The sequence below is a fragment of the Rhodanobacter hydrolyticus genome, assembly GCF_044904645.1.
The window spans coordinates 700,751-724,526 of sequence record NZ_JADIKK010000008.1 but is presented as its reverse complement, the minus strand read 5'-3'; the positions used below and the strand labels follow the sequence as shown (position 1 = coordinate 724,526).

General features: G+C 65.4%; 18 protein-coding genes. All 18 read left to right on the top strand.

What is annotated here, in order from left to right; translation table 11 throughout:
* Positions 1-51 precede the first annotated feature (51 nt).
* Positions 52-1,557 (top strand): transcription termination factor NusA, encoded by a 1,506-nt coding sequence (nusA, locus tag ISP25_RS05650; protein WP_192155122.1) that lies wholly within the window; start codon positions 52-54, stop codon positions 1,555-1,557.
* 125 nt (positions 1,558-1,682) lie between these two features.
* A complete protein-coding gene (gene infB / locus ISP25_RS05645; protein ID WP_404612342.1) occupies positions 1,683-4,454 on the top strand; it encodes a translation initiation factor IF-2 in 2,772 nt (923 codons plus the stop codon).
* A 197-nt stretch (positions 4,455-4,651) separates the two neighbouring features.
* Positions 4,652-5,023 carry a 30S ribosome-binding factor RbfA gene (gene rbfA / locus ISP25_RS05640; RefSeq protein WP_404612340.1) on the top strand — a complete coding sequence of 124 codons (372 nt, stop codon included), beginning with the start codon at positions 4,652-4,654 and terminating at the stop codon, positions 5,021-5,023.
* The gene (gene truB, locus ISP25_RS05635; RefSeq protein ID WP_404612338.1) at positions 5,010-5,963 is read left to right on the top strand and encodes a tRNA pseudouridine(55) synthase TruB; all 954 of its coding nucleotides are present in this window, start codon (positions 5,010-5,012) and stop codon (positions 5,961-5,963) included. Before rbfA ends, truB begins: the two co-directional genes overlap by 14 nt.
* A 372-nt stretch (positions 5,964-6,335) precedes the next feature.
* On the top strand, positions 6,336-6,605 hold the full coding sequence (rpsO, locus tag ISP25_RS05630) for a 30S ribosomal protein S15 (RefSeq protein WP_192106900.1): 270 nt from the start codon (positions 6,336-6,338) through the stop codon (positions 6,603-6,605).
* 143 nt (positions 6,606-6,748) lie between these two features.
* Entirely contained in the window at positions 6,749-8,845 is a 2,097-nt protein-coding gene (gene pnp, locus ISP25_RS05625) for a polyribonucleotide nucleotidyltransferase (RefSeq protein WP_192155128.1), read from the top strand.
* A 155-nt stretch (positions 8,846-9,000) separates the two neighbouring features.
* Positions 9,001-9,957, top strand: a complete 957-nt coding sequence (locus ISP25_RS05620; protein WP_404612335.1) for a glycosyltransferase family 2 protein — start codon at positions 9,001-9,003, stop codon at positions 9,955-9,957.
* Positions 9,930-11,567, top strand: coding sequence for a hypothetical protein (locus ISP25_RS05615; protein WP_404612333.1), 1,638 nt, complete (start codon positions 9,930-9,932; stop codon positions 11,565-11,567). Before ISP25_RS05620 ends, ISP25_RS05615 begins: the two co-directional genes overlap by 28 nt.
* 62 nt (positions 11,568-11,629) lie before the next feature.
* The gene (locus ISP25_RS05610) at positions 11,630-12,697 is read left to right on the top strand and encodes a poly(R)-hydroxyalkanoic acid synthase subunit PhaE (protein ID WP_404612331.1); all 1,068 of its coding nucleotides are present in this window, start codon (positions 11,630-11,632) and stop codon (positions 12,695-12,697) included.
* A 14-nt stretch (positions 12,698-12,711) separates the two neighbouring features.
* Complete coding sequence (locus tag ISP25_RS05605) at positions 12,712-13,779, top strand: class III poly(R)-hydroxyalkanoic acid synthase subunit PhaC (RefSeq protein ID WP_404612329.1); 1,068 nt, start codon at positions 12,712-12,714, stop codon at positions 13,777-13,779.
* A gap of 17 nt (positions 13,780-13,796) precedes the next feature.
* Positions 13,797-13,982: a PspC domain-containing protein gene (locus ISP25_RS05600; protein WP_192155138.1), complete on the top strand. Its 186-nt coding sequence runs from the start codon at positions 13,797-13,799 to the stop codon at positions 13,980-13,982.
* A gap of 28 nt (positions 13,983-14,010) precedes the next feature.
* Positions 14,011-15,024, top strand: coding sequence for an S-methyl-5-thioribose-1-phosphate isomerase (gene mtnA, locus ISP25_RS05595; RefSeq protein WP_404612327.1), 1,014 nt, complete (start codon positions 14,011-14,013; stop codon positions 15,022-15,024).
* The gene (locus ISP25_RS05590; RefSeq protein WP_404612325.1) at positions 15,021-15,431 is read left to right on the top strand and encodes a GtrA family protein; all 411 of its coding nucleotides are present in this window, start codon (positions 15,021-15,023) and stop codon (positions 15,429-15,431) included. Before mtnA ends, ISP25_RS05590 begins: the two co-directional genes overlap by 4 nt.
* A 162-nt stretch (positions 15,432-15,593) precedes the next feature.
* Positions 15,594-18,266: a DNA gyrase subunit A gene (gene gyrA / locus ISP25_RS05585; protein WP_404612323.1), complete on the top strand. Its 2,673-nt coding sequence runs from the start codon at positions 15,594-15,596 to the stop codon at positions 18,264-18,266.
* A gap of 154 nt (positions 18,267-18,420) precedes the next feature.
* The gene (locus ISP25_RS05580) at positions 18,421-19,464 is read left to right on the top strand and encodes a VirK/YbjX family protein (RefSeq protein WP_404616278.1); all 1,044 of its coding nucleotides are present in this window, start codon (positions 18,421-18,423) and stop codon (positions 19,462-19,464) included.
* Positions 19,461-20,015 (top strand): RNA polymerase sigma factor, encoded by a 555-nt coding sequence (locus tag ISP25_RS05575; RefSeq protein WP_192155147.1) that lies wholly within the window; start codon positions 19,461-19,463, stop codon positions 20,013-20,015. Before ISP25_RS05580 ends, ISP25_RS05575 begins: the two co-directional genes overlap by 4 nt.
* Complete coding sequence (locus ISP25_RS05570) at positions 20,015-21,016, top strand: FecR family protein (protein ID WP_404612321.1); 1,002 nt, start codon at positions 20,015-20,017, stop codon at positions 21,014-21,016. Before ISP25_RS05575 ends, ISP25_RS05570 begins: the two co-directional genes overlap by 1 nt.
* Positions 21,017-21,115: 99 nt before the next feature.
* The gene (locus ISP25_RS05565) at positions 21,116-23,491 is read left to right on the top strand and encodes a TonB-dependent siderophore receptor (RefSeq protein WP_404612319.1); all 2,376 of its coding nucleotides are present in this window, start codon (positions 21,116-21,118) and stop codon (positions 23,489-23,491) included.
* Positions 23,492-23,776: the final 285 nt, after the last annotated feature.

Here is a 23,776-nt window from a genome sequence, read left to right as displayed (position 1 = left end):
TGAATGCAAAAAATCACCGGTCGCCGTCGGGGCGTCCATGGAGTTGCAGCAATGAGCAAAGAACTTTTGCTGGTGGTCGACGCGGTTGCCAACGAGAAGGGCGTGCCGCGCGAAGTGATCTTCGAAGCGATGGAGGCCGCGCTGGCCTCGGCCGCCAAGAAGCGCTACCCCGAGGAAGAGCCGGACATCCGTGTTTCCATCAACCATGACACCGGCGAGTACGAAACTTTCCGTCGCTGGGAAGTCATCGCCGACGACGGCGAGATGGAGTCGCCGTTCTACCAGCTGCGACTGATGGACGCGGTGGACGAGCGCGCTGATGCCCAGGTGGGCGAGTATGTCGAGACGCAGATCGAGAACGCCGAATTCGGCCGCATCGCCGCGCAGGCCGCCAAGCAGGTGATCGTGCAGCGCGTGCGCGAAGCCGAGCGCCAGCAGGTGGTGGACGCCTACAAGGACCGCGTGGGCGAGCTGCTCACGGGCATCGTCAAGCGCGTCGAGCGCGGCAACATCTACCTCGATCTCGGCGGCAATGCCGAGGCTTTCATCCCGCGCGACAAGACCATTCCGCGCGAGTCGGTGCGCGTGGGCGACCGCGTGCGCGGCTACCTGTACGAAGTGAAGTCTGAAGTGCGCGGGCCGCAGCTGTTCGTGTCGCGCGCCGCACCGGAATTCATGATCGAGCTGTTCAAGCTCGAGGTGCCGGAAGTCGGCCAGGGCCTGGTCGAGATCAAGGGTTGCGCGCGCGATCCGGGCGACCGCGCCAAGATCGCCGTGCTGGCGCACGACAACCGCACCGATCCTATCGGCGCGTGCATCGGCATGCGCGGCTCGCGTGTGCAGGCGGTGTCCAACGACCTCAACGGCGAGCGCGTGGACATCATTCTGTGGCACGAGAACCAGGCGCAGTACGTCATCAATGCGATGGCGCCCGCCGAAGTGCAGTCCATCATCATGGATGAGGACAAGCACTCGATGGACATCGCCGTGGCGGAGGACAAGCTTTCGCAGGCCATCGGTCGCGGCGGCCAGAACGTGCGCCTCGCCAGCAAGCTCACCGGCTGGCAGCTCAACGTGATGACGCAGGACCAGGTCGCCGCCAAGAGCGAGGCCGAGCAGGAGGCTGCCCGCAACCTGTTCATGGAAAAGCTCGAAGTGGACCAGGAGATCGCCAACATCCTCGTGCAGGAAGGCTTCTCCAGCGTCGAGGAAATCGCCTACGTGCCCAGCGCCGAGCTGCTGGCGGTGGAAGGCTTCGACGAGGACATCGTCGAGGAACTGCGGGCCCGTGCCCGCGATGCGCTGCTCACCGAGGCGCTGGCCGTCGAAGAGAACCTCGACGAGCATCAGCCCAGCGAAGAGCTGCTGGCGCTCAAGGGCATGGACGAAGAGACGGCTTATGCGCTGGCTGCGCGGGGCGTGGCCACGTTGGACGACCTTGCTGACCAGGCGGTGGACGACCTGATCGACATCGAAGGCATGACCGAAGAGCGGGCCGCCGCGATGATCATGGCGGCGCGTGCGCCGATGATCGAGCAATTGGAGAAGGGCGGCTAACCGCGAACGGCCGCGCCCCGGACGGGCGCGCCGAGGAAGGCGAAGGCCTTCCACCATGGACGGCGGTGTTCGCGCGGCGTAGGCCGCACGGACGACAAGCGCGGGAAAGGCGGAGAAACAACACGATGTCGGACATCACGATCAAACAACTCGCCCAGCTGGTGGGCAAGCCGGTGGACAAGCTGCTCAACCAGCTTGCCGAGGCAGGCATGAATTTCTCCGATCCGGAGCAGGTGGTCAGCAGCACCGAAAAGGTGAAGCTGCTCGGCTTCCTGCGCCGCGCCCACGGCAAGAGCGAGCTGGATGCGGAGGCTGCCGACAGCGCGCCGCGCCAGGTCACGCTGAAGCGTCGTACGGTCGGCGAGCTGAAGGTCTCCACGCCGGGCGGCCGCGGTGCGGCACCCACGGCCAAGACCGTGTCCGTCGAAGTGCGCGCCAAGCGCACCTACGTCAAGCGCAGCGTGATCGCCGAAGAGGCGAGCGTCGAGCCCGAGCGCGAAGATGCAGTGCGCAAGCTGGCCGAATCCCGCGAGCAGCGTGCGCAGGAAGAACAAGGCCGCCGCGAGGCCGAGCAGCGCAAGCAGGAAGCGCAAGAGCGTGCGCTGGAAGAGCAGCGTCGCGAGCAGGAGGAAGCCGAGGAGCGTCGCCGCCAGGCCGCGGCGGAAGCCGAGGCCGCCGCCGCGAAGGAGCCAGAGGACGTCGCCGAACCGGTCCCGGAGTCGGCTGAACCCGTAGTTGTCGGCGAGGCCGCCGAAGAAGCGCAACCCGTGGTGCAGCGCCTCGACACGCGCGGCCTGGGCATGATCGTTCCGCAGGTGCACGAGCCGCGCAAGCGCGAGAAGCTGGTCAAGCCGGCACCTGCGCCCGCCCCGGCGGCTGCGCCTGCGCGCGCCGCCGCACCTGCGGCGGCGGCGGCCGACGCACGCGGCAAGGCCCGCCATGGCGGCCGCGATCGCGACGACGTCGCCGGTGGCAAACGTTTCGCCGCTGGCGAGATGCACCTGAGCGACGCCGACCGCGCCCGCCGCTCCAGCGGCAAGCGCGGCAAGCCGGCCAAGGGCGCCGTGCGCGAGGCCGTGCGCGGCGGCGCGCCGGCAGCCGGTGCGCATGGCTTCACCCGTCCCACCGCCGCTGTCGTGCGCGAGGTGGTGGTGGGCGACGCCAACGTGGTCGCCGAACTGGCGCAGAAGATGGCGGTCAAGGGGTCCGAGGTGGTCAAGGCCCTGTTCAAGATGGGCGTGATGGCTACCATCAACCAGACCATCGACCGTGATACCGCGATGCTGGTGGTGGAGGAACTCGGCCACAAGGTGATCGAGTCCAACGCCAGCAACGCCGAGGCCGCACTGGCCGCGCATACGCAGAGCGTGGAGCTGGAAGGCGAGAAGCAGCCGCGGCCGCCGGTGGTCACCATCATGGGCCACGTCGACCACGGCAAGACCTCGCTGCTGGATTACATCCGCCGCACCAAGGTGGCTTCGGGCGAAGCCGGCGGCATCACCCAGCACATCGGTGCCTACCACGTGGAAACGCCGAAGGGCGTGATCACCTTCCTCGACACCCCGGGCCACGCGGCGTTTACCGCGATGCGTGCCCGCGGCGCGCAGTCCACCGACATCGTGGTGCTGGTGGTGGCCGCCGACGACGGCGTGATGCCGCAGACGGCCGAAGCCGTGAAGCATGCGAAGGCCGCCAAGGTGCCGCTGATCGTGGCGCTCAACAAGATGGACAAGACCGACGCCAATCCCGACCACGTCAAGCAGGGCCTTGGCAACCTGGAAGTGATCCCGGAAGAGTGGGGCGGCGATACGCCGTTCGTGCCGGTGTCGGCCAAGACCGGCATGGGCATCGATGCCCTGCTCGACGCGATCTCGGTACAGGCCGAGGTGATGGAACTCACCGCGGTGGTCGATGGCGCCGCCTCGGGCGTGGTGATCGAGTCCAGCCTGGACAAGGGCCGCGGCCCGGTGGCCACGGTGCTGGTGCAGCAGGGCACGCTGAAGCGCGGCGACTTCGTGGTCTGCGGCATCGAATACGGTCGCATGCGCGCGCTGATCGACGAAACCGGCAAGACCGTGCAGGAAGCCGGTCCCTCGATCCCCGTGCAGGTGCTGGGCCTCTCCGGCGTGCCGGAAGCGGGCGACGACTTCGTGGTGGTGGCCGACGAGAAGCTGGCCAAGCAAGTGGCCGCCGAGCGCCAGCTCAAGCGCCGCGAGACGCGCATGGTCAGCAAGGCCAACCGCCTCGAGGACATCATGGCGCAGATGGGCCAGGGTGCCGGCCAACAGACGCTCAACATCCTGGTCAAGGCCGACGTGCAGGGTTCGGTCGAGGCGCTGCGCGAATCGCTCAGCGCCATCGGCAATGAGAACGTCAAGGTCAACGTGATTTCCGCCGGCGTCGGTGGCATCACCGAGTCCGATGCCACCCTGGCGGCGGCTTCCAAGGCGCTGGTGATCGGCTTCAACGTGCGTGCCGACGCTTCGGCGCGCAAGGTGATCGACACCGCGGGCCTGGACGTCCGCTACTTCTCGATCATCTACGACGTGATCGACCAGGTGAAGCAGGCGGCTTCCGGCCTGCTGGGCGTGGAAGTGCGCGAGGAGATCATCGGTATCGCCCAGGTGCGCGACGTGTTCCGCAGCTCCAAGTTCGGTGCGGTGGCCGGCTGCATGGTGGTCGAGGGCGTGGTCAAGCGGAACAAGCCGATCCGTGTGTTGCGCGACAACACCGTGGTGTTCGAGGGCGAGCTGGAATCGCTGCGCCGCTTCAAGGACCTCGTCGACGAGGTGCGCAACGGCATGGAGTGCGGTATCGCCGTGAAGCAGTACAACGACGTCAAGGTCGGCGACCAGATCGAGTGCTTCGAGCGCATCGAGGTGGCTCGTACCCTGTAACGCCCAAAAGGTGTTGCAAGGCAGAACGCGGCCATGGATGGCCGTACGAGAAGCAGCGGCGTTAGTCGCGGCTTCGGTGGAGGTGCGACAGGCGTATGCCCGGCGCGCCGAGCCAGGAAAGTGCTGGATGGCATTTTCTCGGCATCAGTAACGCGCTTTGGCTTTATTGCTTTTCCCAACAAGATACCCAACCAATCATGCCTTCCCGCGACTTCAAACGTACCGACCGCGTAGGTGCCGAACTGCGCCGCGAACTGAGCATGCTGGTGCATGCCGCGGTGCGCGACCATGGGTTGCCGTCGTGCAGCGTGTCGGACGTGGAGGTGAGCCGCGATCTCGACTTCGCCTCGGTGTGGGTGACCGCGCTGCTGCCCGAACAATCGGCCGCGGCGGTGAAGGCGCTGAACACGCTGGCCGGCGAATTCAGGCGCGCGCTGTCGCGCAGCATGCGGCTGCGGCGCGTGCCGGAACTGCGCTTCAAATACGACGACTCGGTGGACAAGGGCGAACGCATCGATGCGCTGCTGCGCGATGCGGGCGATGCCGCGCCGTCGGATGACGAGACGTAATCCGGGCTTCATGCACCGCGACCGCAAGCTCCCTCGCATCGCCTGGCGCGATCTGCACGGTATCGTGCTGCTCGACAAGCCGGAAGGCATCAGCTCCAGCCAGGTCCTGCAATCGGTGCGCCGCCTGTTCCGTGCCGCCAAGGGCGGCCATACCGGCGCGCTCGATCCGATGGCTACTGGCCTGTTGCCGCTGTGCTTCGGCGAGGCCACCAAACTGGCCGGCAACCTGCTTGGCGCGCGCAAGGCTTACCGGGCCGAATGCCGGCTGGGTGTCACCACGGCAACCGCCGACCGCGAGGGCGAGGTGCAGCGCGAACGGCCGGTGCCTGCGCTGGACGATGTCGCCATCGAGGCTGCGCTGGCACCGCTGCGGGGCCGTATCGTACAGGTGCCTCCAGCGTATTCGGCACTCAAGCAGGGTGGTGAGCGGCTGTACCTCAAGGCGCGCCGCGGCGAAGCGGTGCAGGCGCCGCCGCGGGAGATCGAAGTCCATCGGCTTGAACTGTTGTCCCATGCCGCCGACACCCTGGTGTTCGAAGTGGAGTGCGGTTCGGGCACCTATGTGCGTTCACTGGCCGTGGACCTGGGCGAGGCGCTGGGTTGCGGTGCTCACCTCACCGCCTTGCGCCGGCTGTGGGTGGAGCCGTTCCTCGAGCCACGCATGGTCACGCTGACCGCGCTGGAGGAGGCCGCGTCGCAAGGCGACGAGGCCTTGTTGGCCTGGCTGTTGCCGGTAGAGGCAGGGCTGGACGACTGGCCGAAGCTGCAACTGGACGAGGCACAGAGCCAGGCCATCGCCCGCGGCCAGCCCATCGTGGTGGCTGGGGCCCGTGGACCGCACGCCGCGTTTGCCAGCGACGGTGCCTTGCTGGCGCTGCTGGAGCTGGATGTGGACGGACGCAGCCGCATCCTGCGCGGTTTCAACCTGCCGCCGCCGTGAATTCGTCCGTTTCTGTCCTGTCGCCCCAGGGATGCCCTGATCAAATCCATGCAGCGGGCCTTCTGGACATCACCCCGTCGCTCTGAATTTCAATACGTTGGGGCTGATTCTGCCCGTCCGCATGCCTTCGGCCCATCGCCTCGACCGACCACCAGCCTGCCTTTGTCGATGATCCTGCGGCCTGCGAATGGGCAGAACCGGTGACGCCTGCGCGGATTTGATCAGGGCATCCCTTGTTGCCAAGCCCGCGCAGCCGTTAGAATAAACAAGTTATTCCGACACTTTCATCCATAGTCGAAGCTTGCGTTTGTGTCATCGCCGATGACGCAAACGCAAGCTTCGCATCGTCTTTTCAAGGAAACAGGTATCACCATGTCGCTCAACGCAGAACAGACCGGCAAGATCATCGCTGACTTCGGCCGCGTGCCGAACGACACCGGCTCCACCGAAGTGCAGGTGGCGCTGCTGTCCGCCCGCATCGAGCACCTCACCGAGCACTTCAAGTCGCACAAGCAGGATCACCACTCGCGCCGCGGCCTGCTGAAGCTGGTGAACCGCCGCAAGAGCCTGCTCGCCTACCTGAAGGATCGCGATCTGGCCCGTTACCAGAGCCTGATCGAGCGCCTCGGCCTCCGGAGGTAACTTTTGCGTTCGTCCTGAACGCGAAAGTCAAAAGGGCGGCCATGCATGGCCGCACTCTCCAAGGGTTCTGCGTTCGCCCGTGAACGCAAAGATCAAGAGGCGGCCATCCATGGTCGCACTCTTCAAAAAGGCAGGAAATCATCGTGGCGAAAGTAACCAAGTCATTCCAGTACGGTAAGCACCAAGTCACGCTGGAGACGGGCGAAATCGCCCGCCAGGCGTCCGGCGCGGTCATGGTCAGCATGGGCGGCACCGTGGTGCTGGTCACCGCCGTGGCCGCGGCCAAGGCGAAGGAAGGCCAGGACTTCTTCCCGCTCACCGTCGACTACGTCGAGAAGTTCTACTCGGCCGGTCGTATCCCGGGCGGCTTCTTCAAGCGCGAAGGCCGTCCGACCGAGAAGGAGACGCTGACCTCGCGCCTGATCGATCGTCCGGTGCGCCCGCTGTTCCCGGAAGAGTTCAAGAACGAAGTGCAGGTCATCGCGCAGGTCGTTTCGCTGAATCCCGAGGTCGATGGCGACATCCCGGCGCTGCTTGGCGCCTCCGCCGCGCTGACCCTCGCCGGCATCCCGTTCAAGGGCCCAATCGGCGCCGCCCGCGTCGGTTACGCCAACGGCCAGTACCTGCTCAACCCCGATGCCTCCGAGCTGGCCGGCTCGAAGCTTGACCTAGTTGTCGCCGGTACTGCCGGTGCGGTGCTGATGGTGGAATCCGAGGCCGAGCTGCTTTCCGAAGAGGTGATGCTCGGCGCGGTGGTGTTCGGCCACCAGCAGATGCAGGTCGCCGTCGAAGCGATCAACGCCTTCGTGGCCGAGGCTGGCCGCAAGCCGTTCAAGTGGGAAGCGCCGGCACGCAACGATGCCCTGTTCTCGGCCATCGAGAGCATCCTCGGCGATCGTCTGGTCAAGGCCTTCGCGATCCGCGACAAGCTGGAGCGCCGCGACGCGATCAGTGCGCTGAAGAGCGACATCAAGGCTGGCATCGCCGTGAGCGCCGCTTCGCACGGCTGGTCCGACCTCGAGATCAACAACGCGTTTGCCGAGATCGAATACAACACCCTGCGCAGCGGCGTGCTGAAGACCAAGCAGCGCATCGACGGCCGACAACTCGACGACATCCGCGCGATCACCGCCCGCGTGGGCGTGCTGCCGCGCACCCACGGCTCGGCGCTGTTCACCCGCGGCGAGACGCAGGCGCTGGTGGTGGTCACCCTCGGCACCACGCGTGACGCGCAGATCATCGACGCACCGGCCGGCGAGTCGAAGGATCCGTTCCTGTTCCATTACAACTTCCCGCCGTTCTCGGTGGGCGAAGCTGGCCGCTTCGGCGCGCCGAAGCGTCGCGAAATCGGCCACGGCCGCCTCGCCAAGCGCGGCGTGCAGGCGGTCAAGCCGTCGATGGAAGAGTTCCCCTACGTGCTGCGCGTGGTGTCGGAAATCACCGAGTCGAACGGCTCCTCGTCGATGGCGTCGGTCTGTGGTTCCTCGCTGGCGATGATGGACGCGGGCGTGCCGCTGAAGGCGCCGGTGGCCGGCATCGCAATGGGCCTGGTGAAGGAAGGCAACGATTTCGTCGTGCTGTCCGACATCCTGGGCGATGAGGATCACCTCGGCGACATGGACTTCAAGGTGGCCGGTTCGTCCGAGGGCATCAGCGCTCTGCAGATGGACATCAAGATCGACGGCATCACCGAGGAGATCATGAAAGTGGCGCTGGCCCAGGCCCAGCGTGGCCGCCTGCACATCCTCGGCGAGATGGCCAAGGCGCTCAGCACCGCGCGCACCGAGATGAGCGAGTACGCGCCGCGCCTGATCACCATCAAGATCCACCCGGACAAGATCCGCGAGGTCATCGGCAAGGGCGGCGCCACCATCCGCTCGATCACCGAGGAGACCGGCGCCACGATCGACATCAACGACGACGGCACCGTGATCATCGCCTCGGTCAACCGCGACGCGGGCGAAGCGGCGAAGAAGCGCATCGAGCAGATCGTCTCCGACGTCGAGCCGGGCCGCATCTACGAAGGCAAGGTCGCCAAGCTGATGGACTTCGGCGCATTTGTCACCATCATGCCGGGCAAGGACGGCCTGGTGCACGTGTCGCAGATCTCCAACGAGCGCGTCGAGAAGGTTTCCGACAAGCTCAAGGAAGGCGACATCGTCAAGGTCAAGGTGCTGGAAGTGGACAAGCAGGGCCGCATCCGCCTGTCCATGAAAGCGGTGGCGGAGGGCGAGGGCTGATATAGCCGCGCTTCGCATCGCGTGTCTCCGGAAACGCCCCGCAACTGCGGGGCGTTTTCGTATACGAGCAAACGAAAGCCGGCTGGATTCCGGTCCGATCCGTCACAGGTGCTTGTTAGAATCCAGGCTTGCCAAGCAAAGAGCGAGGGAACCCGATGCCAGCCAGCGGGATGCAGCGTGTAGCGGTGTTGGTTCCGTGCTTCAACGAGGCGGTGGCTATCGGCAAAGTGGCGCGGGATTTCGCCGAAAGCCTGCCGCAGGCTCGCATCGTCGTGTACGACAACAATTCGACCGACGACACAGCATCGGTGGCTCGCGCAGCCGGCGCCGAGGTTCGGCAAGAGCGGCTGCAAGGCAAGGGCAACGTCGTGCGGCGGATGTTTGCCGACGTGGACGCGGATATCTATGTGATGGCGGACGGCGACGCCACCTACGACGCCAGCGATGCACCCGCAATGATCCAGCGCCTATTGGACGAGCACCTTGATCTCGTGGTGGGCAGCCGCGTGACCGGGCAGCATCTGGCATTTCGCCCGGGCCACCGGTTCGGCAACTGTATGCTGACTGGCCTGGCAGGACGGATCTTCGGACGCAGTTTCACCGACATGCTGTCGGGTTATCGAGTGATGTCGCGCCGTTACGTGAAGTCGTTTCCTGTCGATGCGCAGGGGTTCGAGATCGAGACCGAGCTGGCGGTGCATGCGCTGGAGCTGCGCATGCCGGTAGCGGAAGTACCCAACCGCTATTTTGCGCGCCCCGAAGGCTCGCACAGCAAACTGAACACGTGGCGTGACGGCTGGCGCATCTTGCTGACCATCCTGAAATTGGCCAAGAACGGTAAGCCACTGGCTTTTTTCTCGCTGGCTTGCGCGTCATGCCTGCTGTTGGCCGCCGTGCTGGCGTGGCCGTTGTTCGCTACCTACCTGTCGACCGGCCTGGTGCCGCGCTTCCCGACGGCGATCCTGTGCGCGTCGCTGACGTTGCTTGGCGGGGTGTTCCTGGTCTGCGGGTTGGTGCTCGACACAGTGACCCTGGGGCGACGCGAGCAGAAGCACTTGGCTTATCTCGGCCAACCGGCGCCGGGATGCTGGTCGACGCAGGGCGCGCGCTGATGCGGATGCCGGATCTGCGCAGCGCCGTCGACCGCCATGCCTTGCCTATCTGCTTGTTGCTCGGGGCGATTGGAGCTTTGTTCCTGAGGCAGGACTCTAGCTGGGATCTGCGGAATTACCACCTCTACAACGTATGGGCCTTGCTGCACGGGCGACTCACGCTCGATCTCGCTGCGGCCGGGCTCCAAAGCTATTTCAATCCGTTGCTGGATCTGCCGTATTACCTGCTTGGCATGGGGCCGCTTGCGCACCTGCCGCGACTGTTGGCCGCCCTGCAAGGGCTGTGGTACGGCGGCATGGTGTTCGTGTTGCTGCGGATCGCAATGCGGTTGGCGGATTTGCAGGGGAGAGCCTTCGGCGCGGGCGACTTGTTCGCAGTGCTGATCGGCGCCACGGGCACCATGACCGTATCGCAGGTCGGACTGAGTTCCAACGAGATGCCGTTGGCCATGCTGGTATTGCTGGCCGTCTACCTGCTACTGCCGCTATGTGCCGAAGATCCGGTCGAGCGGGCGGCCCAACGGGTCTTGCTGGCTGGCCTGCTATGCGGCTTGGCGGCGGGATTGAAGTCCACGGCCATCGTCTATTCGCCAGCCCTGGCGTGCGCCTTGCTGGTGGCTTGCGTGGGCCGTGCGGGGACATGGCGGCTGTGTCTGCTGTTCGTGGCCGCGGCGTCGGGTGGATTTCTTGCCGTCTATGGCTGGTGGGGCGTGAAGCTGTGGAGCCTGACCGGAAACCCCGTGTTTCCGATGTTCAACCAGGTTTTCCATTCGGCTTGGCTGCCGCCCGTCAGTGGTACCGATATTCGTTTCCTGCCGAAAACAGCTGGGCAATGGCTGTTTTATCCGTGCTACTGGGTGTTCAAGAACCAGTGGCTGGTCACCGAAACAAGATTTGCCGATCCGCGTTACGCATTGGCGATGGCCGCGCTGGCCGTATTGGCTGCCTCTGCATGGTTTCGTCGCAAGCAACCCGCGGCCGGTGGACGTGCCTTACGCCTGTTGGCGGTATTCGTCGTGCTGGCCTATGTGGCGTGGCTGCGGCTGTTCTCGATACTGCGGTATGTGATCCCACTTGAAGCCTTGACGGGCTTGTTGCTGTTGCTGGCGATACAGGCTCTGCTCGTCGTTGCCGGCAAAGGTCGGTCGTCGCGGTCGTGGCTTGCATGGTGCATGGCCGGTATCTTTCTCGTGTCGGTCTACTGCAGTCATTACCCCAGCTGGGGGCGCGCCGACTATGCCGACACCGTATTTCACGTGCGTGCGCCAGCCGTCGAGCCGGGAAGCACGGTGTTGCTGATCGGTCAGCCATTGGCTTACATCATTCCGTTCATCGGCAATGCGGAATCCAGCCAGTTCATCGGATTGACATCGTTCAACCAGCACGCCGGGAATTACCGGTTGAACGCACTCGTGCGCGAGCGCCTGCATAGCCACCAAGGCCCCATTTACGCACTGCTGGAAAGTAATGTCGCGAGCGGAGCAGAGGCATTGCAGCAGTGGTTGCCGGGGGCGCAATTCGCCGGACAGTGCGAGGTGGTGTCAAGCAATCTTCATAATCGCCGGTACGATGACGCAAATCTGCGGTTGTGCAGGGTTTTGCAACATTGACCGCGAGCCTGCGGGATTGCCCGAGGCGCTACGATACGAACACCGGTTGACGAGGGCGCGCGATGAGCGGACAGACAGGCGATTTCATCAAGGATTGGCAGGTGCTTGCCCAGCAATCCTGGGATGCATGGTTGCGGCAAATGCAGCCCGCCGCCGCCGTGCCTCCGCCCGGAAACGAGGCGTTCGAACGCACGCTGGCCGGACTCAAGGGCTGCTTCGACTGGATGCAGGGCGTGGCCGCGGCCGGTGCCAGTCAGCCTGGTACGGACTGGCAGACCCTGTTGCGCTCATGGGCGGGTTCCGGCAACCAGCCTTTCACGCAAGCCTTCAACGGCATCGACAACGCGGCTGCACAGGGTTTCGTGCAGCAGTGGCAGGCGTGGCTGCAATCGATGCAGGGCGGCGGTTTTGTTGCACAGGTCGCGGCCGGCGGTCCGGTGCCGGGTTTCGGCCTGCATCGCGAACAGTTGATGCAGCATCAGGAAATCGCTACCGCGATCCAGACTGCGCTGGAAGCGAATGCGCGCTACCAGGAGCTGATCCAGCGCGCGAACACGCAAGGGCTGGAGCGCCTGCAGGCGACGCTCGCCAGACGTGACACGTCGAGTCCACCGATCGAGTCGCTCAAGGCGCTGTATGACCTCTGGGTTGACGCCGCGGAGGAGGCCTATGCTGAAGTCGCGTTGTCCGACGAGTTTCGCGCGGCCTATGGCGAGATGATCAACAGCCAGATGCGCGTGCGCCAACTGCAGCAAAAGCAGACCGGCCAGCTATGCCGCGAGCTTGGCCTGCCCACGCGAGAGGAAGTTTCCTCGCTGGGTGAGCGTCTGCAACAATTGCGCCGCGACCTGCGCAAGCAGAATGGCGGCGAGGCCGCGGATGAAATCCTCGCGTTGCGTCGCGAAGTGACGGCGCTGCGCCGCGAGTTGGCCGAGCTGGCCGGCAGGCCTGCCCGCACGCAGGGGGCTGCGGTCAAGCCCGCGGGGAACGATGGGGCTACGGCCAAGCCGGCACGTGCGAAGGCTGCCGTGGCCAAGTCCACCAGCGGGCGTGCCGCCAGCACTGCCGCGAAGAAGGCGCCTGCTCGCGCCAAGCCCGTACTGGCCAACGGCCGCTCGCGCAAGCGCTGACAGGAAGAGCCATCATGGATAACCCGCTCCATCTCGATCCCACGCGACTGATGCAGGAAATCGGAACGTTCCAGCGCAAGCTCAGTGCCGGCATGGGCCATCTGCGCAGCATGAGCGAGCCCAGTTACGCCAACACGCCACGCGAACTGGTGTATGCCGAGGACAAGCTCAAGTTGTGGCATATGAAGGGCGATCGCGCGCCCACCACGCGGACTCCCACGCTGATCGTCTACGCGCTGGTCAACACGGTCTGGATGACCGACCTGCAGGCCGACCGCTCGCTGGTGCGCAACCTGCTCGCGCAGGGCGAGGACGTCTATCTGATCGACTGGGGCTACCCGGACGGAGCCGATCGCTGGCTGACGCTGGACGATTATCTCAACGGCTACCTCGATCGCTGCGTGGACGCGCTGTGCGAACGTCATAGCCTCGACGCCGTCAATCTGCTCGGCATCTGCCAGGGCGGCGCGTTTTCGCTGTGCTACAGCGCGATGCATCCGGAGAAGGTCAAGAACCTCGTCACCATGGTGACGCCGGTGGACTTCCAGACGCCGGACAACATGCTTTCGCACTGGTGCCGCGCGATGGACGCTGATCTGTTCGTCGATACGCTGGGCAACGTGCCGGCGATGCTGATGAACTGGGTCTACCTGACGCTCAAGCCGGTACGCCTGAACCAGCAGAAATACGTGAGCCTGGTGGACATCCTCGACAAGCCCGCGGAGCTGGAGAACTTCCTGCGCATGGAGCGCTGGATCTTCGACTCGCCCGATCAGGCCGGCGAAGCCTTCCGCCAGTTCATCAAGGATTTCTACCAGGGCAACAAGCTGGTGAAGGGCGGCCTCGTCATCGGCGGCCGCGAGGTGGATCTCGGCATGGTCAGCCAGCCGGTGCTGAACATCTATGCCGAGCAGGATCATCTGGTGCCGCCGGACGCTTCGCGTGCGTTGAAGCGTCGCATCGGCACCTCCGACTACACCGAGCTTGCGTTCAAGGGCGGCCATATCGGCATCTACGTCTCCGGCCGCGCACAGCGCGAGGTGCCGCCGGCGATCCACCAGTGGTTGCGCGCGCGCGACTGACCCGACAGGAGCCATCCATGGAAAAACGTCTCTATCGTTCCCGCCAGAACCGCACGCTGGCCGGTGTCTGCGGCGGCATCGCCGAATATCTCGGTTGGGATCCGACCCTGGTGCGGGTGGCATGGATCATCCTCACCCTGCTGGGTGGCTCGGGCATCCTGATTTACCTGATTTTCTGGCTGGTGATGCCGGAATCGCCCTGACTTTTTCGCTCCAACACACGAAGTTCCCATGGATTACGACCGCTACGACCGCGTCCGCGCCGTGCAATGGCGCGGCGACCACCTCCGTTTGCTCGACCAGCGCCTGTTGCCGCAGGAGGAGCGCTGGATCGATTGCCGCGACGCCTCCGCGGTGACGCAGGCCATCAAGGATCTCGCCGTGCGCGGCGCCCCGGCCATCGGCATCGCTGCCGCGTGGGGTGTGGTGCTGGCCGCGCAGCAAGGGGCGCCGCTGGATGCCGCACTGGCGCAGTTGCGCGCGGCGCGGCCCACCGCGGTGAACCTGATGTGGGCGCTGGACCGCATGAAGGCGCGCGTCGCCGCAGGTGCGGATGCGCAGACGCTGGAGCGCGAAGCGCAGGCGATCCAGGACGAAGACCTTGCCGCCAATCGTCACATGGGCAGCCTCGGTGCGGCGCTGATCGCGCCGGGTACGGGCGTGCTCACCCATTGCAATACCGGTTCGCTGGCTACCGCTGGCTTCGGCACGGCCCTGGGAGTGATCCGTGCGGGCGTGGCGCAGGGGCGCATCGCCCGCGTGTTCGCAGGCGAGACGCGGCCCTGGCAGCAGGGTGCGCGGCTGACCATGTACGAACTGGTGCGCGACGGCATTCCCGCGCAGCTGATCGCGGATTCGGCTGCCTCGCACCTGATGAAGTCGGGGGCAGTGCAATGGGTGGTCGTGGGCGCCGATCGCATCGCCGCGAACGGCGACACCGCGAACAAGATCGGCACCTACCAGCTCGCCATCGCGGCGAAGCACCACGGCGTGAAGTTCATGGTGGCCGCGCCGTCTTCCACGGTGGACATGGCCACGCCTTCGGGCGACCACATCGAGATCGAACTGCGCGATCCGGCGGAATTGCTCGCCGTCGGCGGCAGGCGCGTGGTGGTGGAAGGCGCCGAGGCCTGGAACCCGGTGTTCGACGTGACGCCTGCCGGCCTGATCGACGCCATCGTCACCGAGCGCGGCGTGATCGAGCGGCCGACCGAAGCCGCGATGCGCACGATGTTCGGCGCATGAGGCACGGTCGCGAGCTGATGTTGTTCGCGGTTGGCGGCGGCATTGGCTTCGTGGTCGATGCCGCCATCCTGCAGGCGCTGGTGTCGTTGTGCGGAGCCAACCCCTACGTCGCGCAGGTCTTTGCCTTTCTCGTCGCGGCCACGGTGACCTGGTGGTGGAACCGCAGCCGCACCTTCGCGGGACGTTCCAGCGGCCGTTCCTTGCTGGGCGAATGGCTGCACTGGATGGCCCTGATGGGTTTCGGTGCCGTGGTCAATTACGCCGCCTACGCGGGCAGCCTCCTGCTGTTTCCGTCCTGGCGTCGCTGGCCCGTGCTGGCCGTGGCGGTGGGTTCGGCCGTTGCCGCCGTGGTCAATTACGCGGGTGCCCGCATGATGCTTTACAAGAAGCCCAAAGAGCATTCATAAGTCATTGAATTAAAAGCGCATTTTGCTTGGTTGAAATGTGCATCTGTGCTATGATTCCAAGATTGCGCGAGAGGCTTTGGCGCGGCATGCGACGGCGCCTCCGTGCGCGCTTCGTGCCGCACTTGTCTCGCGCTCCTTTCAGTCCTCCAGGGAAGCCACTCAATGGCAGAACTCGCCAAAGAAGTCATTCGCGTCAACATCGAAGACGAGATGCGCCAGAGCTATCTCGACTACGCGATGAGCGTGATCGTAGGCCGCGCGCTGCCGGACGTGCGGGACGGCCTGAAGCCGGTACATCGCCGCGTATTGTTCGCGATGAACGAGCTGAGCAACGCCTGGAACAAGCCTTACAAGAAGTCGGCCCGCGTGGTCGGCGACGTGATCGGTAAATACCATCCGCACGGCGACGCGTCCGTGTATGACGCCATCGTGCGCATGGCGCAGCCGTTCTCGCTGCGCTACATGCTGGTCGATGGCCAGGGCAACTTCGGTTCGGTGGACGGCGACAACGCGGCAGCGATGCGCTACACCGAGGTGCGCATGTCGCGCCTCACGCACGAATTGCTCGCCGACATCGACAAGGAAACCGTCGACTTCGGGCCCAATTACGACGAGAGCGAGAACGAGCCGCTGGTGCTGCCTACCCGCGTGCCGAACCTGCTGGTGAACGGATCGGCAGGTATCGCGGTGGGCATGGCCACCAACGTGCCGCCGCACAATCTGAACGAGGTTATCGCCGCCACCATCGCGCTGATCGACGATCCGGTGCTGTCGGTCGACGACCTGATGCGCTACGTTCCCGGCCCGGACTTCCCCACCGCCGGCATCATCAACGGCTCCTCCGGCATCGTCGAGGCCTATCGCACCGGACGCGGCCGCATCCTGGTGCGTGCCAAGACCGAGATCGAGACCGAGAGCAACGGCCGCGAGACCATCCTCGTCCACGAGCTGCCGTACCAGGTGAACAAGGCGCGGCTGATCGAGAAGATCGCCGAGCTGGTCAAGGAAAAGAAGATCGAGGGCATCAGCGAGCTGCGCGACGAGTCCGACAAGGACGGCATGCGCGTCGTCATCGAGATCCGCAAGGACGCGATGGCCGACGTGGTGCTGAACAACCTGTTCCAGCAAACCCAGCTGCAGGTCACCTTCGGCATCAACATGGTGGCGCTGCTGGACGGCCAGCCGCGCCTGCTGAACCTCAAGGACATCCTCGAGGCCTTCATCCGTCATCGCCGCGAGGTGGTGACCCGCCGCACCATCTTCGAACTGCGCAAGGCACGCGCCCGTGCGCACATCCTCGAAGGCCTCACCGTCGCGCTAGCCAACATCGACGAGATGATCGAGCTGATCAAGACCTCGGCCTCGCCGGCCGAGGCGCGCGAACGCATGCTGGCGCGCAAGTGGCAGCCGGGCATGGTGGGTGCGCTGCTCGCCGCTGCAGGCGCCGAGGCTTCGCGGCCGGAGGACATGGACCCGCGCGATGGTCTCAAGCCTGGTGGTTACCAGCTCTCCGAGGTACAGGCGCAGGAGATCCTCGCCATGCGCCTGCATCGCCTCACCGGCCTGGAGCAGGAGAAGCTCTCCGACGAATACCGCGAAATCCTCGAAGCCATCCGCGGCTTGATCGAGATTCTTGAGAATCCGGAACGCCTGCTCGCGGTAATCCGCGAAGAGCTCGAGACGATCAAGAACGAGTTCGGCGATGCGCGCCGCACCGAGATTCAGCACTCGCAGGAGGACTTGAACGTCCTCGACCTGATCGCGCCGGAAGACATGGTGGTCACGCTGTCGCACACCGGCTACATCAAGCGCCAGCCGGCCAGCACTTATCGTGCTCAACGGCGTGGCGGCAAGGGGCGTTCCGCCTCCGCGTTGAAGGACGAGGATTTCGTCGAGCAGCTGTGGGTCGTGAACACCCACGACACCCTGCTTACCTTCACCAGCACCGGTCGCGTGTATTGGCTCAAGGTCTACCAGATACCGGAGGCGGGGTCGGGCGCGCGCGGCAAACCCATCATCAACCTGCTGCCGCTGACCGCAGGCGAGAAGGTGCAGGCCGTGCAGCCGGTGCGCGAGTACGGCGAAGACCGCTACGTGTTTTTCGCCACCAAGCACGGCACGGTGAAGAAGACGCCGCTCAGCGAATTCGCATTCCAGCTGCAGAAGGGCAAGATCGCGATCAACCTCGACGAGGGCGATGCGCTGGTCAACGTTGAACTTACCGACGGCAACAGTGACGTGATACTGTTTGCCTCCAATGGCCGCGCCGTGCGTTTCGCCGAGGGCGAGGTGCGCGTCATGGGTCGCACCGCCACAGGCGTGCGCGGCATCCGCCTTGCCGAAGGGGCGCAGGTCGTATCTCTGCTCGTGGTGGAGCATGCGGCCGAGCAGGCCGGTGGCGACGACGAGACCAACGAGGTGGACGAGGCCGAGGATCTGGCCGACGGCTCCACGTCGCCGTTGGAGAGCTACGTGCTGACCGCGACTGCGCGCGGTTACGGCAAGCGCACGCCGCTGTCGAAGTATCCGCGCAAGGGCCGTGGCATCCAGGGCGTCATCGGCATCCAGTGTTCCGAGCGCAACGGCAACCTTGTCGGCGCCGTGTCCCTCGACGAAACGCACGAGATCATGCTGATCTCCGACCAGGGTACCCTGGTGCGTACGCGCGCCGCGGAAATCGCCAAGGTCGGCCGCATCACGCAGGGTGTCACCTTGATCCGCCTGCCGGCGGAGGAGTCGCTGGTCAGCCTGGTGCGTCTGGACGCCGAGGTGGACAACGGCGAAGAGCCGGCCCCCGAGGGTGCGGCGCCGGAACCGGGTCCGGACGTGGCCTGATTGCCGTCGGGCGCACTTGGGCTACGAAAAGCCCCGGCCTGGCCGGGGCTTTTCGCGTCCGATGACTGGGTGGCTGGCGTCACCATTTCAATTTCCGGGGCCACAAACGTCTTGCTGCCGAGTGTTCGATTGCGAGACGACGATCTTGAACGAGATGCAGCACACCTTGCCTGCCATGTCGCTGTCCGAACGGGCGGCGGCATGGCTTGGCGACGAGGTCCTTCCCCCGGCCATTGGTCATTTCCTGCGCTCGTTGCGCGGCCGCCACGATTGGCACGGCAAGGTTGACAGGCGCACCTTGATGGCAGCCAAGTACATCGCACGCTGCCTGGCGGTGTTTCGCCAGCAACTGGGCTTCCTGGCCTTTGTCGAGAGCGAGCCGGCATTGCGCGCGTTCCGGCGCCGTGATCCGCGCATGCTGGAGCGCCACCTACATCGCTACCTCAACACGGGTTGGCGTCGCAGCCAGCGCCTGCGAGCGATCCGCGGGCATTACCGCCATGCCCTGGCGGCGATGCCGACGCCTTTGTTCCGCGCGGTGTACGCCGAGGGTGCGGCCCCGCTGGGCCTGCTGACGCTGAAGGACGGCGGCCGGCTGATCCTGAGCCTGCGGCCGCCGATCTTCCTGGGGTGCGAGGGCGAGCTGTGCATTCAGCTTGCCGATGAACTCGGCAATCCGCTGTACCGCATCGTGGTCACGGTGATCGACGACGATACGCTGGCCATCGGCTGCATCCAAGGGCCCGTCGGCGGAGCGGCACGGGAAACCGTACGTGAGTTGACGCGTAATCTGCATGGCCTGCGCCCGCGCTGCCTGATGCTGGCGCTGACCCGTGCACTGGCGCGACACTGGGGCCTGTCGCGGTTGCTGGCGGTCGGCAATGCGGCCCATCCCTTGCGCAATCCGCGGCGCCGCTTCGTGGCGGACTACGATGCGTACTGGGAGGAGCAGCAGGGCAGGGCCGCCGGCGACGGTTGGTACGAACTGCCGTTGCAGCCGCTGCGCAAGACCGAGGCGGACGTGCCCAGCCAGCATCGCTCCGCGTTCCGCAAGCGCGAAGCCTTGCGCATGGAGGCCGAGCGCCTGCTCGTCGAAGCGCTGGGTGCGATACCTGGACGCCACCAACGGCACAGGCGGCACGTCGAGATGCCGGGCTTCGACCGTCGATTGGAGGGGGCATGCGCAGAAGCGTCATGAATCAGCCGCTAGACACCATCGATGCAACGATAGAGCAGCGCCAGGGGGCCAGTGTCGCGACGTTGTTCCGCGAACACAATCGCGCGCTGGTCGCGTTCCTGCAGTGCAGGCTCGGCTCGCTCGCCGATGCGCAGGAGTTGGCGCAGGAGGCTTACCTGCGCATGCTCGTGCTGGAAAACTCCGGACGGATCGACTCGCCGCGTGCCTTCCTCTTCCGCATCGCAGCCAATCTCGCGGTCGATCGCCTGCGCATGCGCAAGCTGCGCGAGGCGCCAGCCATGGACGAGTTGCCGGAACCCGCGCCGGAGCTGCATCTAGCACCGGTACCGGAGCGCCACGCGATGGCTTCCGAGCAATGGCGCGGATTGCAGGAGGCATTGCGCGAATTGCCTCCCAAGACCAGCCGTGCCTTTGTGCTGCACGTGATCGAGGGACGCGATTTCGAGGCGATCGCGCAAACCATGGAGCTAAGCGCACGCATGGTGCGCTACCACGTCACCCGGGCGCTGGCACATTGCCGCGCACGCGTGGAAGAAAGGGAGATGCCGTGATGGCCAACACCCAACAATCATTCGATGAACACATGTTGCTGGCGGCTGCCGACTGGTGGACCCGCCTGCGCGATACGCGCGGCGCCGAGGCCAGCGTGGAGCAGTGGCTGGACTGGACGGCGCAGAACGAGCGCCATCTCGCCGCTTTCGAATACGTCAATGTTTTCGGCGAACGGCTGGGCAGGCTGGATGCGGCCGCTCGCCGGCAACTGCTGCACGAGTTCGCGCCTGCCGCCGCACCACGCCGGCGTTGGCTGCCGCTGGCCGCTGCAGCGGCCGTGGTCGCCCTGGTCGCCGGTACCGGCTTCCTGCTGTGGGAGCGTGTCGCAGGCAACGCCGTGGTGCAGGCGACCTATGCGAGCGTCACCGGGCAGAACCGCGACATCGTGCTTGCAGATGGCAGCAAGGTGACGCTGGGTGGCGCCAGCCGTTTGCGCGTTCGTTTCGACGCCGGCCAGCGCCAGGCAACGCTGGAAGCGGGCGAGGCGTATTTTCAGGTGGTGCACGACTCCCAGCGCCCGTTCGAGGTCGTCGCCGGCGGCGTCACGGTTCGTGACATCGGTACTGCCTTCGACGTGCGTCGCAGTTTTGGCGAGGTGGCAGTGGCGGTGACCGAAGGGCAGGTACGGGTCGCCGCTACCAGCAGTGCGATGCAAACGCTGGATGCAGGCGCGGGGCAACGCGTGGCCTGGGATCCGGCCGCGCGCACGCTGCGCCTGGGCACTACCACGCAGGAGCAGGCGATGGGCTGGCGCAGCCACCGGCTCGAATTCGTGGGCGAACCGCTGGCGGTGGTGGTCGACAGCGTCAACCGCTACAGCAGCAGGCCGGTGCGGCTGGATGGCGCCGACGTCGCGGGTCTCAGTTTCACCGGCACCGTTCGCACCGACGAGATCGACAGCTGGCTGCGCGCGTTGCCGCAGGTGTTTCCGTTGCAGGTGGAAATGGGCGAGCACGCGGTGACGCTTTCCGCCGGCCCGATGCCTGCGCAGCGGCGCTAAACGCATCGGGCACGCCAGCGCAGCCGCAGCGTTCGCAGCGCTGCATTTGGATCCGGCGCATGCCACACTTGTCGCTTTCATCGGGGACGAGTGGATGCCATGAGCCGGTCCGGCCTGCTGCCAACGATGGCCGCGCTTGCCGCCGTGGCCGTGCCGTGCCAAGCCGTTGCCGCTGACACGCTGCATTTCGCGATACCACCGCAGGCGCTCTCCACCGCGCTGATCGCGTTCGGACGGCAGGCGAACATGCAGGTGCTCACGGCGGGTGGCAGCGTCGACGCCCTGCATTCCCGCGGCGTCAACGCCGATTGCACCGCCGCCGCTGCGCTGGATCGCCTGCTGCAGGGCACGGGGCTGGCATACAGCTTCGTCGATGCCGGCACGGTGGTGGTGAAGCCATTGCCAGCCGGCGCAACAGCGGCCACGGCGCCTGCCGCCAGACCGGACATCCGGCAACTATCGCCGGTCATCAGCACCGGGCTGGTCGACCAGGGCAGTTATCTGGTCGACGTCACCAGTGGTGCCACGCGTACAGGCACCGATCTGCTCGAACTGCCGGCTTCGGTGAGCGAGGTGTCGCCCGATCTGCTCGATTCGCAGCAGGCGCGCGGCGTGGCCGATGCCGTGCGCAACGTCGCCGGCGTGCAGTCCCTGGACGGCTCGGATGCGTTGCCCGTGTTCCTGATGCGCGACTTCCAGGTCGGCAACGGCATGATCGACGGCTTGCCCAACAGCATCGTGTCCTACGGCGATTTTCCGCCGCTGATCGGCATCGAGCGCGTGGAAGTGCTGAAGGGGCCGCAGGCGATCATCGGCGACGATTCGGTCAGCAACAATTTCGGCGGCTTGATCAACCTGGTGATGAAGCAGCCGACGGATACGCCGGTGCACAGGCTCGATTTCGCGCTGGGGCAGTACGGCGACAGCGAACTCGGCGTCGATCTGGGCGGCCCGCTGGGAAAAAGCGGTGAGTGGACGTATCGCCTGGTGGCTTCGGCCGAGTATGCCGACCGCACCCGGCAAGGGCGACGCGGCCAGCGCAACGGCTATCTGGCGCCGTCTGTCGGGTGGCGCGACGTATCGAACAAGCTGGTGCTTTCCGTAGAGCGCATCGTGCGGCGCGAGCCGATCCCCGATTACGCGGTGATGCTTGGCGGAAGCCTGTCCAGCGAGACACCGCCGGGCTTGATGATAGGCAGCCCGGACGACCATTCCCTGTTTCGCACCACACGCCTCTCGTACATATTCGAGCATCGCTTCGACGATGTGTGGACGTTCCGCAGCCGCGGCCAGTACGTGCATCAGGATTCCAGCGTCCAGGAATGGATCGTGTCCGGCTTTTCGCCGAATGGCGACAGCTTCCCGATGGCCGAGCGATACAGCTACGGCGATGCGTTCTATACGGTGCAGAACGATTTTGTGGGGCGCTTCGACGGCGATACGGTCAGTCACGTCGTAGTGGCTGGTTTCGATTACTCGCGTGCGCTGTCCGGCAGCGTCGACGATGTGCTCGGACTCCTTCCCCAATACACCTACAACCTGTATGCCGGGCCGCCGTTGCCGTCGGTGCCTTCCGTGACCGGCCCCGGCAACGTCAATAACGTCGATGCGCATGCGCCTGCCGACCCATGGTCCACCGATCATGCGCTGTTCCTGCAGGATCAACTGGCGCTGGGCGAACACTGGAACGTCTTGCTGGCGTTGCGCCGGGCGACCTACGAAATTTCCGCGCAGGACACCAATGGCAACCTGCTGACCGAACACAAGTCGCAGTGGGTGCCCAATGCCGGGCTGCTATACAAAGTCACGCCGCTGCTGTCGTTGTACGCCAGCGCCACTAGTGGTTTCCAGGCGGACGAGGTATTGGACAAGAACGGTCAGCCACTGCTGCCGTCACGCTCGCGCCAGGTCGAAGCGGGCGCCAAGCTGATGCTGTTCGACCAGCGCGCCATGTTCACCATGGCGGCCTATCGCATCATGCTTGATCACAGCAACTACCTGAGCTCACCGCGTCCGCCGTATTACGGCATCCCCGGTCCCGGCCAGACCAATCGCGGCGTCGAGCTGGAATTCAACGGTCGGCTCGCGCCCGGACTGGATTTGAGCGCTGCGTACAGCAACACGTTGGTGACCAACCACGACGGCTCGCTGCCGACCGGTTCGCCGCGACAGCACGGCAATCTTTGGGCCAGTTACCGGTTGCACTCCGGGTTGTTGCGCGGCTGGGGCGTGGCCGGCGGCGTGCTGGCACGCAGTGCCAGCCGCGGCCAGCTGTCGGATGGCTCGGCGTACTTTGCCATACCGGGGCAGGCCCGGGTGGATGCGAATGTGTCCTGGCAAGGCCAGCTCTGGAACGTCACGCTGGGCGTGCGCAACCTGCTCGACCGCAACCTGCATGACGTCGATTTCGACGAAACCTTCGTGCCGCTGCATCGCGGCCGTAGCGTGTTGCTGAGCGGCAGCCGGGATTTCTAAGAGCCGGGGCTCACCATCGCTCACCTACTTGTGCTCGCCTGTGCAGGTAAGGAGCTTCGCGTTATCGCAAGAAACAAGGCGATTCCAGTCGTTGCCGGCGCCCTGGCCACTTTCCTGGCCCATGCCACCGCACGGGAGCCGTCGCGAACGGTGAAGTCGGCGCCGTGTGGAGCTGAGAGGTTTCCGGTTCGCCATCGGCGAGAGCTGGGCAGAGACCTTGCACAGACGACTCCAAGGGGTTCTGTGGCCGGGTCCCAATTTACGGCGTGCGCCCCTTATGTCGGG

Excerpts from the sequence above, each read along its gene's own strand:
- nusA (WP_192155122.1), top strand. The coding sequence starts at position 52 with ATGAGCAAAGAACTTTTGCTGGTGGTCGACGCGGTTGCCAACGAGAAG.
- infB (WP_404612342.1), top strand. The coding sequence starts at position 1,683 with ATGTCGGACATCACGATCAAACAACTCGCCCAGCTGGTGGGCAAGCCG.
- rbfA (WP_404612340.1), top strand. The coding sequence starts at position 4,652 with ATGCCTTCCCGCGACTTCAAACGTACCGACCGCGTAGGTGCCGAACTG.
- truB (WP_404612338.1), top strand. The coding sequence starts at position 5,010 with ATGACGAGACGTAATCCGGGCTTCATGCACCGCGACCGCAAGCTCCCT.
- rpsO (WP_192106900.1), top strand. The coding sequence starts at position 6,336 with ATGTCGCTCAACGCAGAACAGACCGGCAAGATCATCGCTGACTTCGGC.
- ISP25_RS05620 (WP_404612335.1), top strand. The coding sequence starts at position 9,001 with ATGCCAGCCAGCGGGATGCAGCGTGTAGCGGTGTTGGTTCCGTGCTTC.
- ISP25_RS05615 (WP_404612333.1), top strand. The coding sequence starts at position 9,930 with ATGCTGGTCGACGCAGGGCGCGCGCTGATGCGGATGCCGGATCTGCGC.
- ISP25_RS05610 (WP_404612331.1), top strand. The coding sequence starts at position 11,630 with ATGAGCGGACAGACAGGCGATTTCATCAAGGATTGGCAGGTGCTTGCC.
- ISP25_RS05605 (WP_404612329.1), top strand. The coding sequence starts at position 12,712 with ATGGATAACCCGCTCCATCTCGATCCCACGCGACTGATGCAGGAAATC.
- ISP25_RS05600 (WP_192155138.1), top strand. The coding sequence starts at position 13,797 with ATGGAAAAACGTCTCTATCGTTCCCGCCAGAACCGCACGCTGGCCGGT.
- mtnA (WP_404612327.1), top strand. The coding sequence starts at position 14,011 with ATGGATTACGACCGCTACGACCGCGTCCGCGCCGTGCAATGGCGCGGC.
- ISP25_RS05590 (WP_404612325.1), top strand. The coding sequence starts at position 15,021 with ATGAGGCACGGTCGCGAGCTGATGTTGTTCGCGGTTGGCGGCGGCATT.
- gyrA (WP_404612323.1), top strand. The coding sequence starts at position 15,594 with ATGGCAGAACTCGCCAAAGAAGTCATTCGCGTCAACATCGAAGACGAG.
- ISP25_RS05580 (WP_404616278.1), top strand. The coding sequence starts at position 18,421 with ATGCAGCACACCTTGCCTGCCATGTCGCTGTCCGAACGGGCGGCGGCA.
- ISP25_RS05575 (WP_192155147.1), top strand. The coding sequence starts at position 19,461 with ATGAATCAGCCGCTAGACACCATCGATGCAACGATAGAGCAGCGCCAG.
- ISP25_RS05570 (WP_404612321.1), top strand. The coding sequence starts at position 20,015 with ATGGCCAACACCCAACAATCATTCGATGAACACATGTTGCTGGCGGCT.
- ISP25_RS05565 (WP_404612319.1), top strand. The coding sequence starts at position 21,116 with ATGAGCCGGTCCGGCCTGCTGCCAACGATGGCCGCGCTTGCCGCCGTG.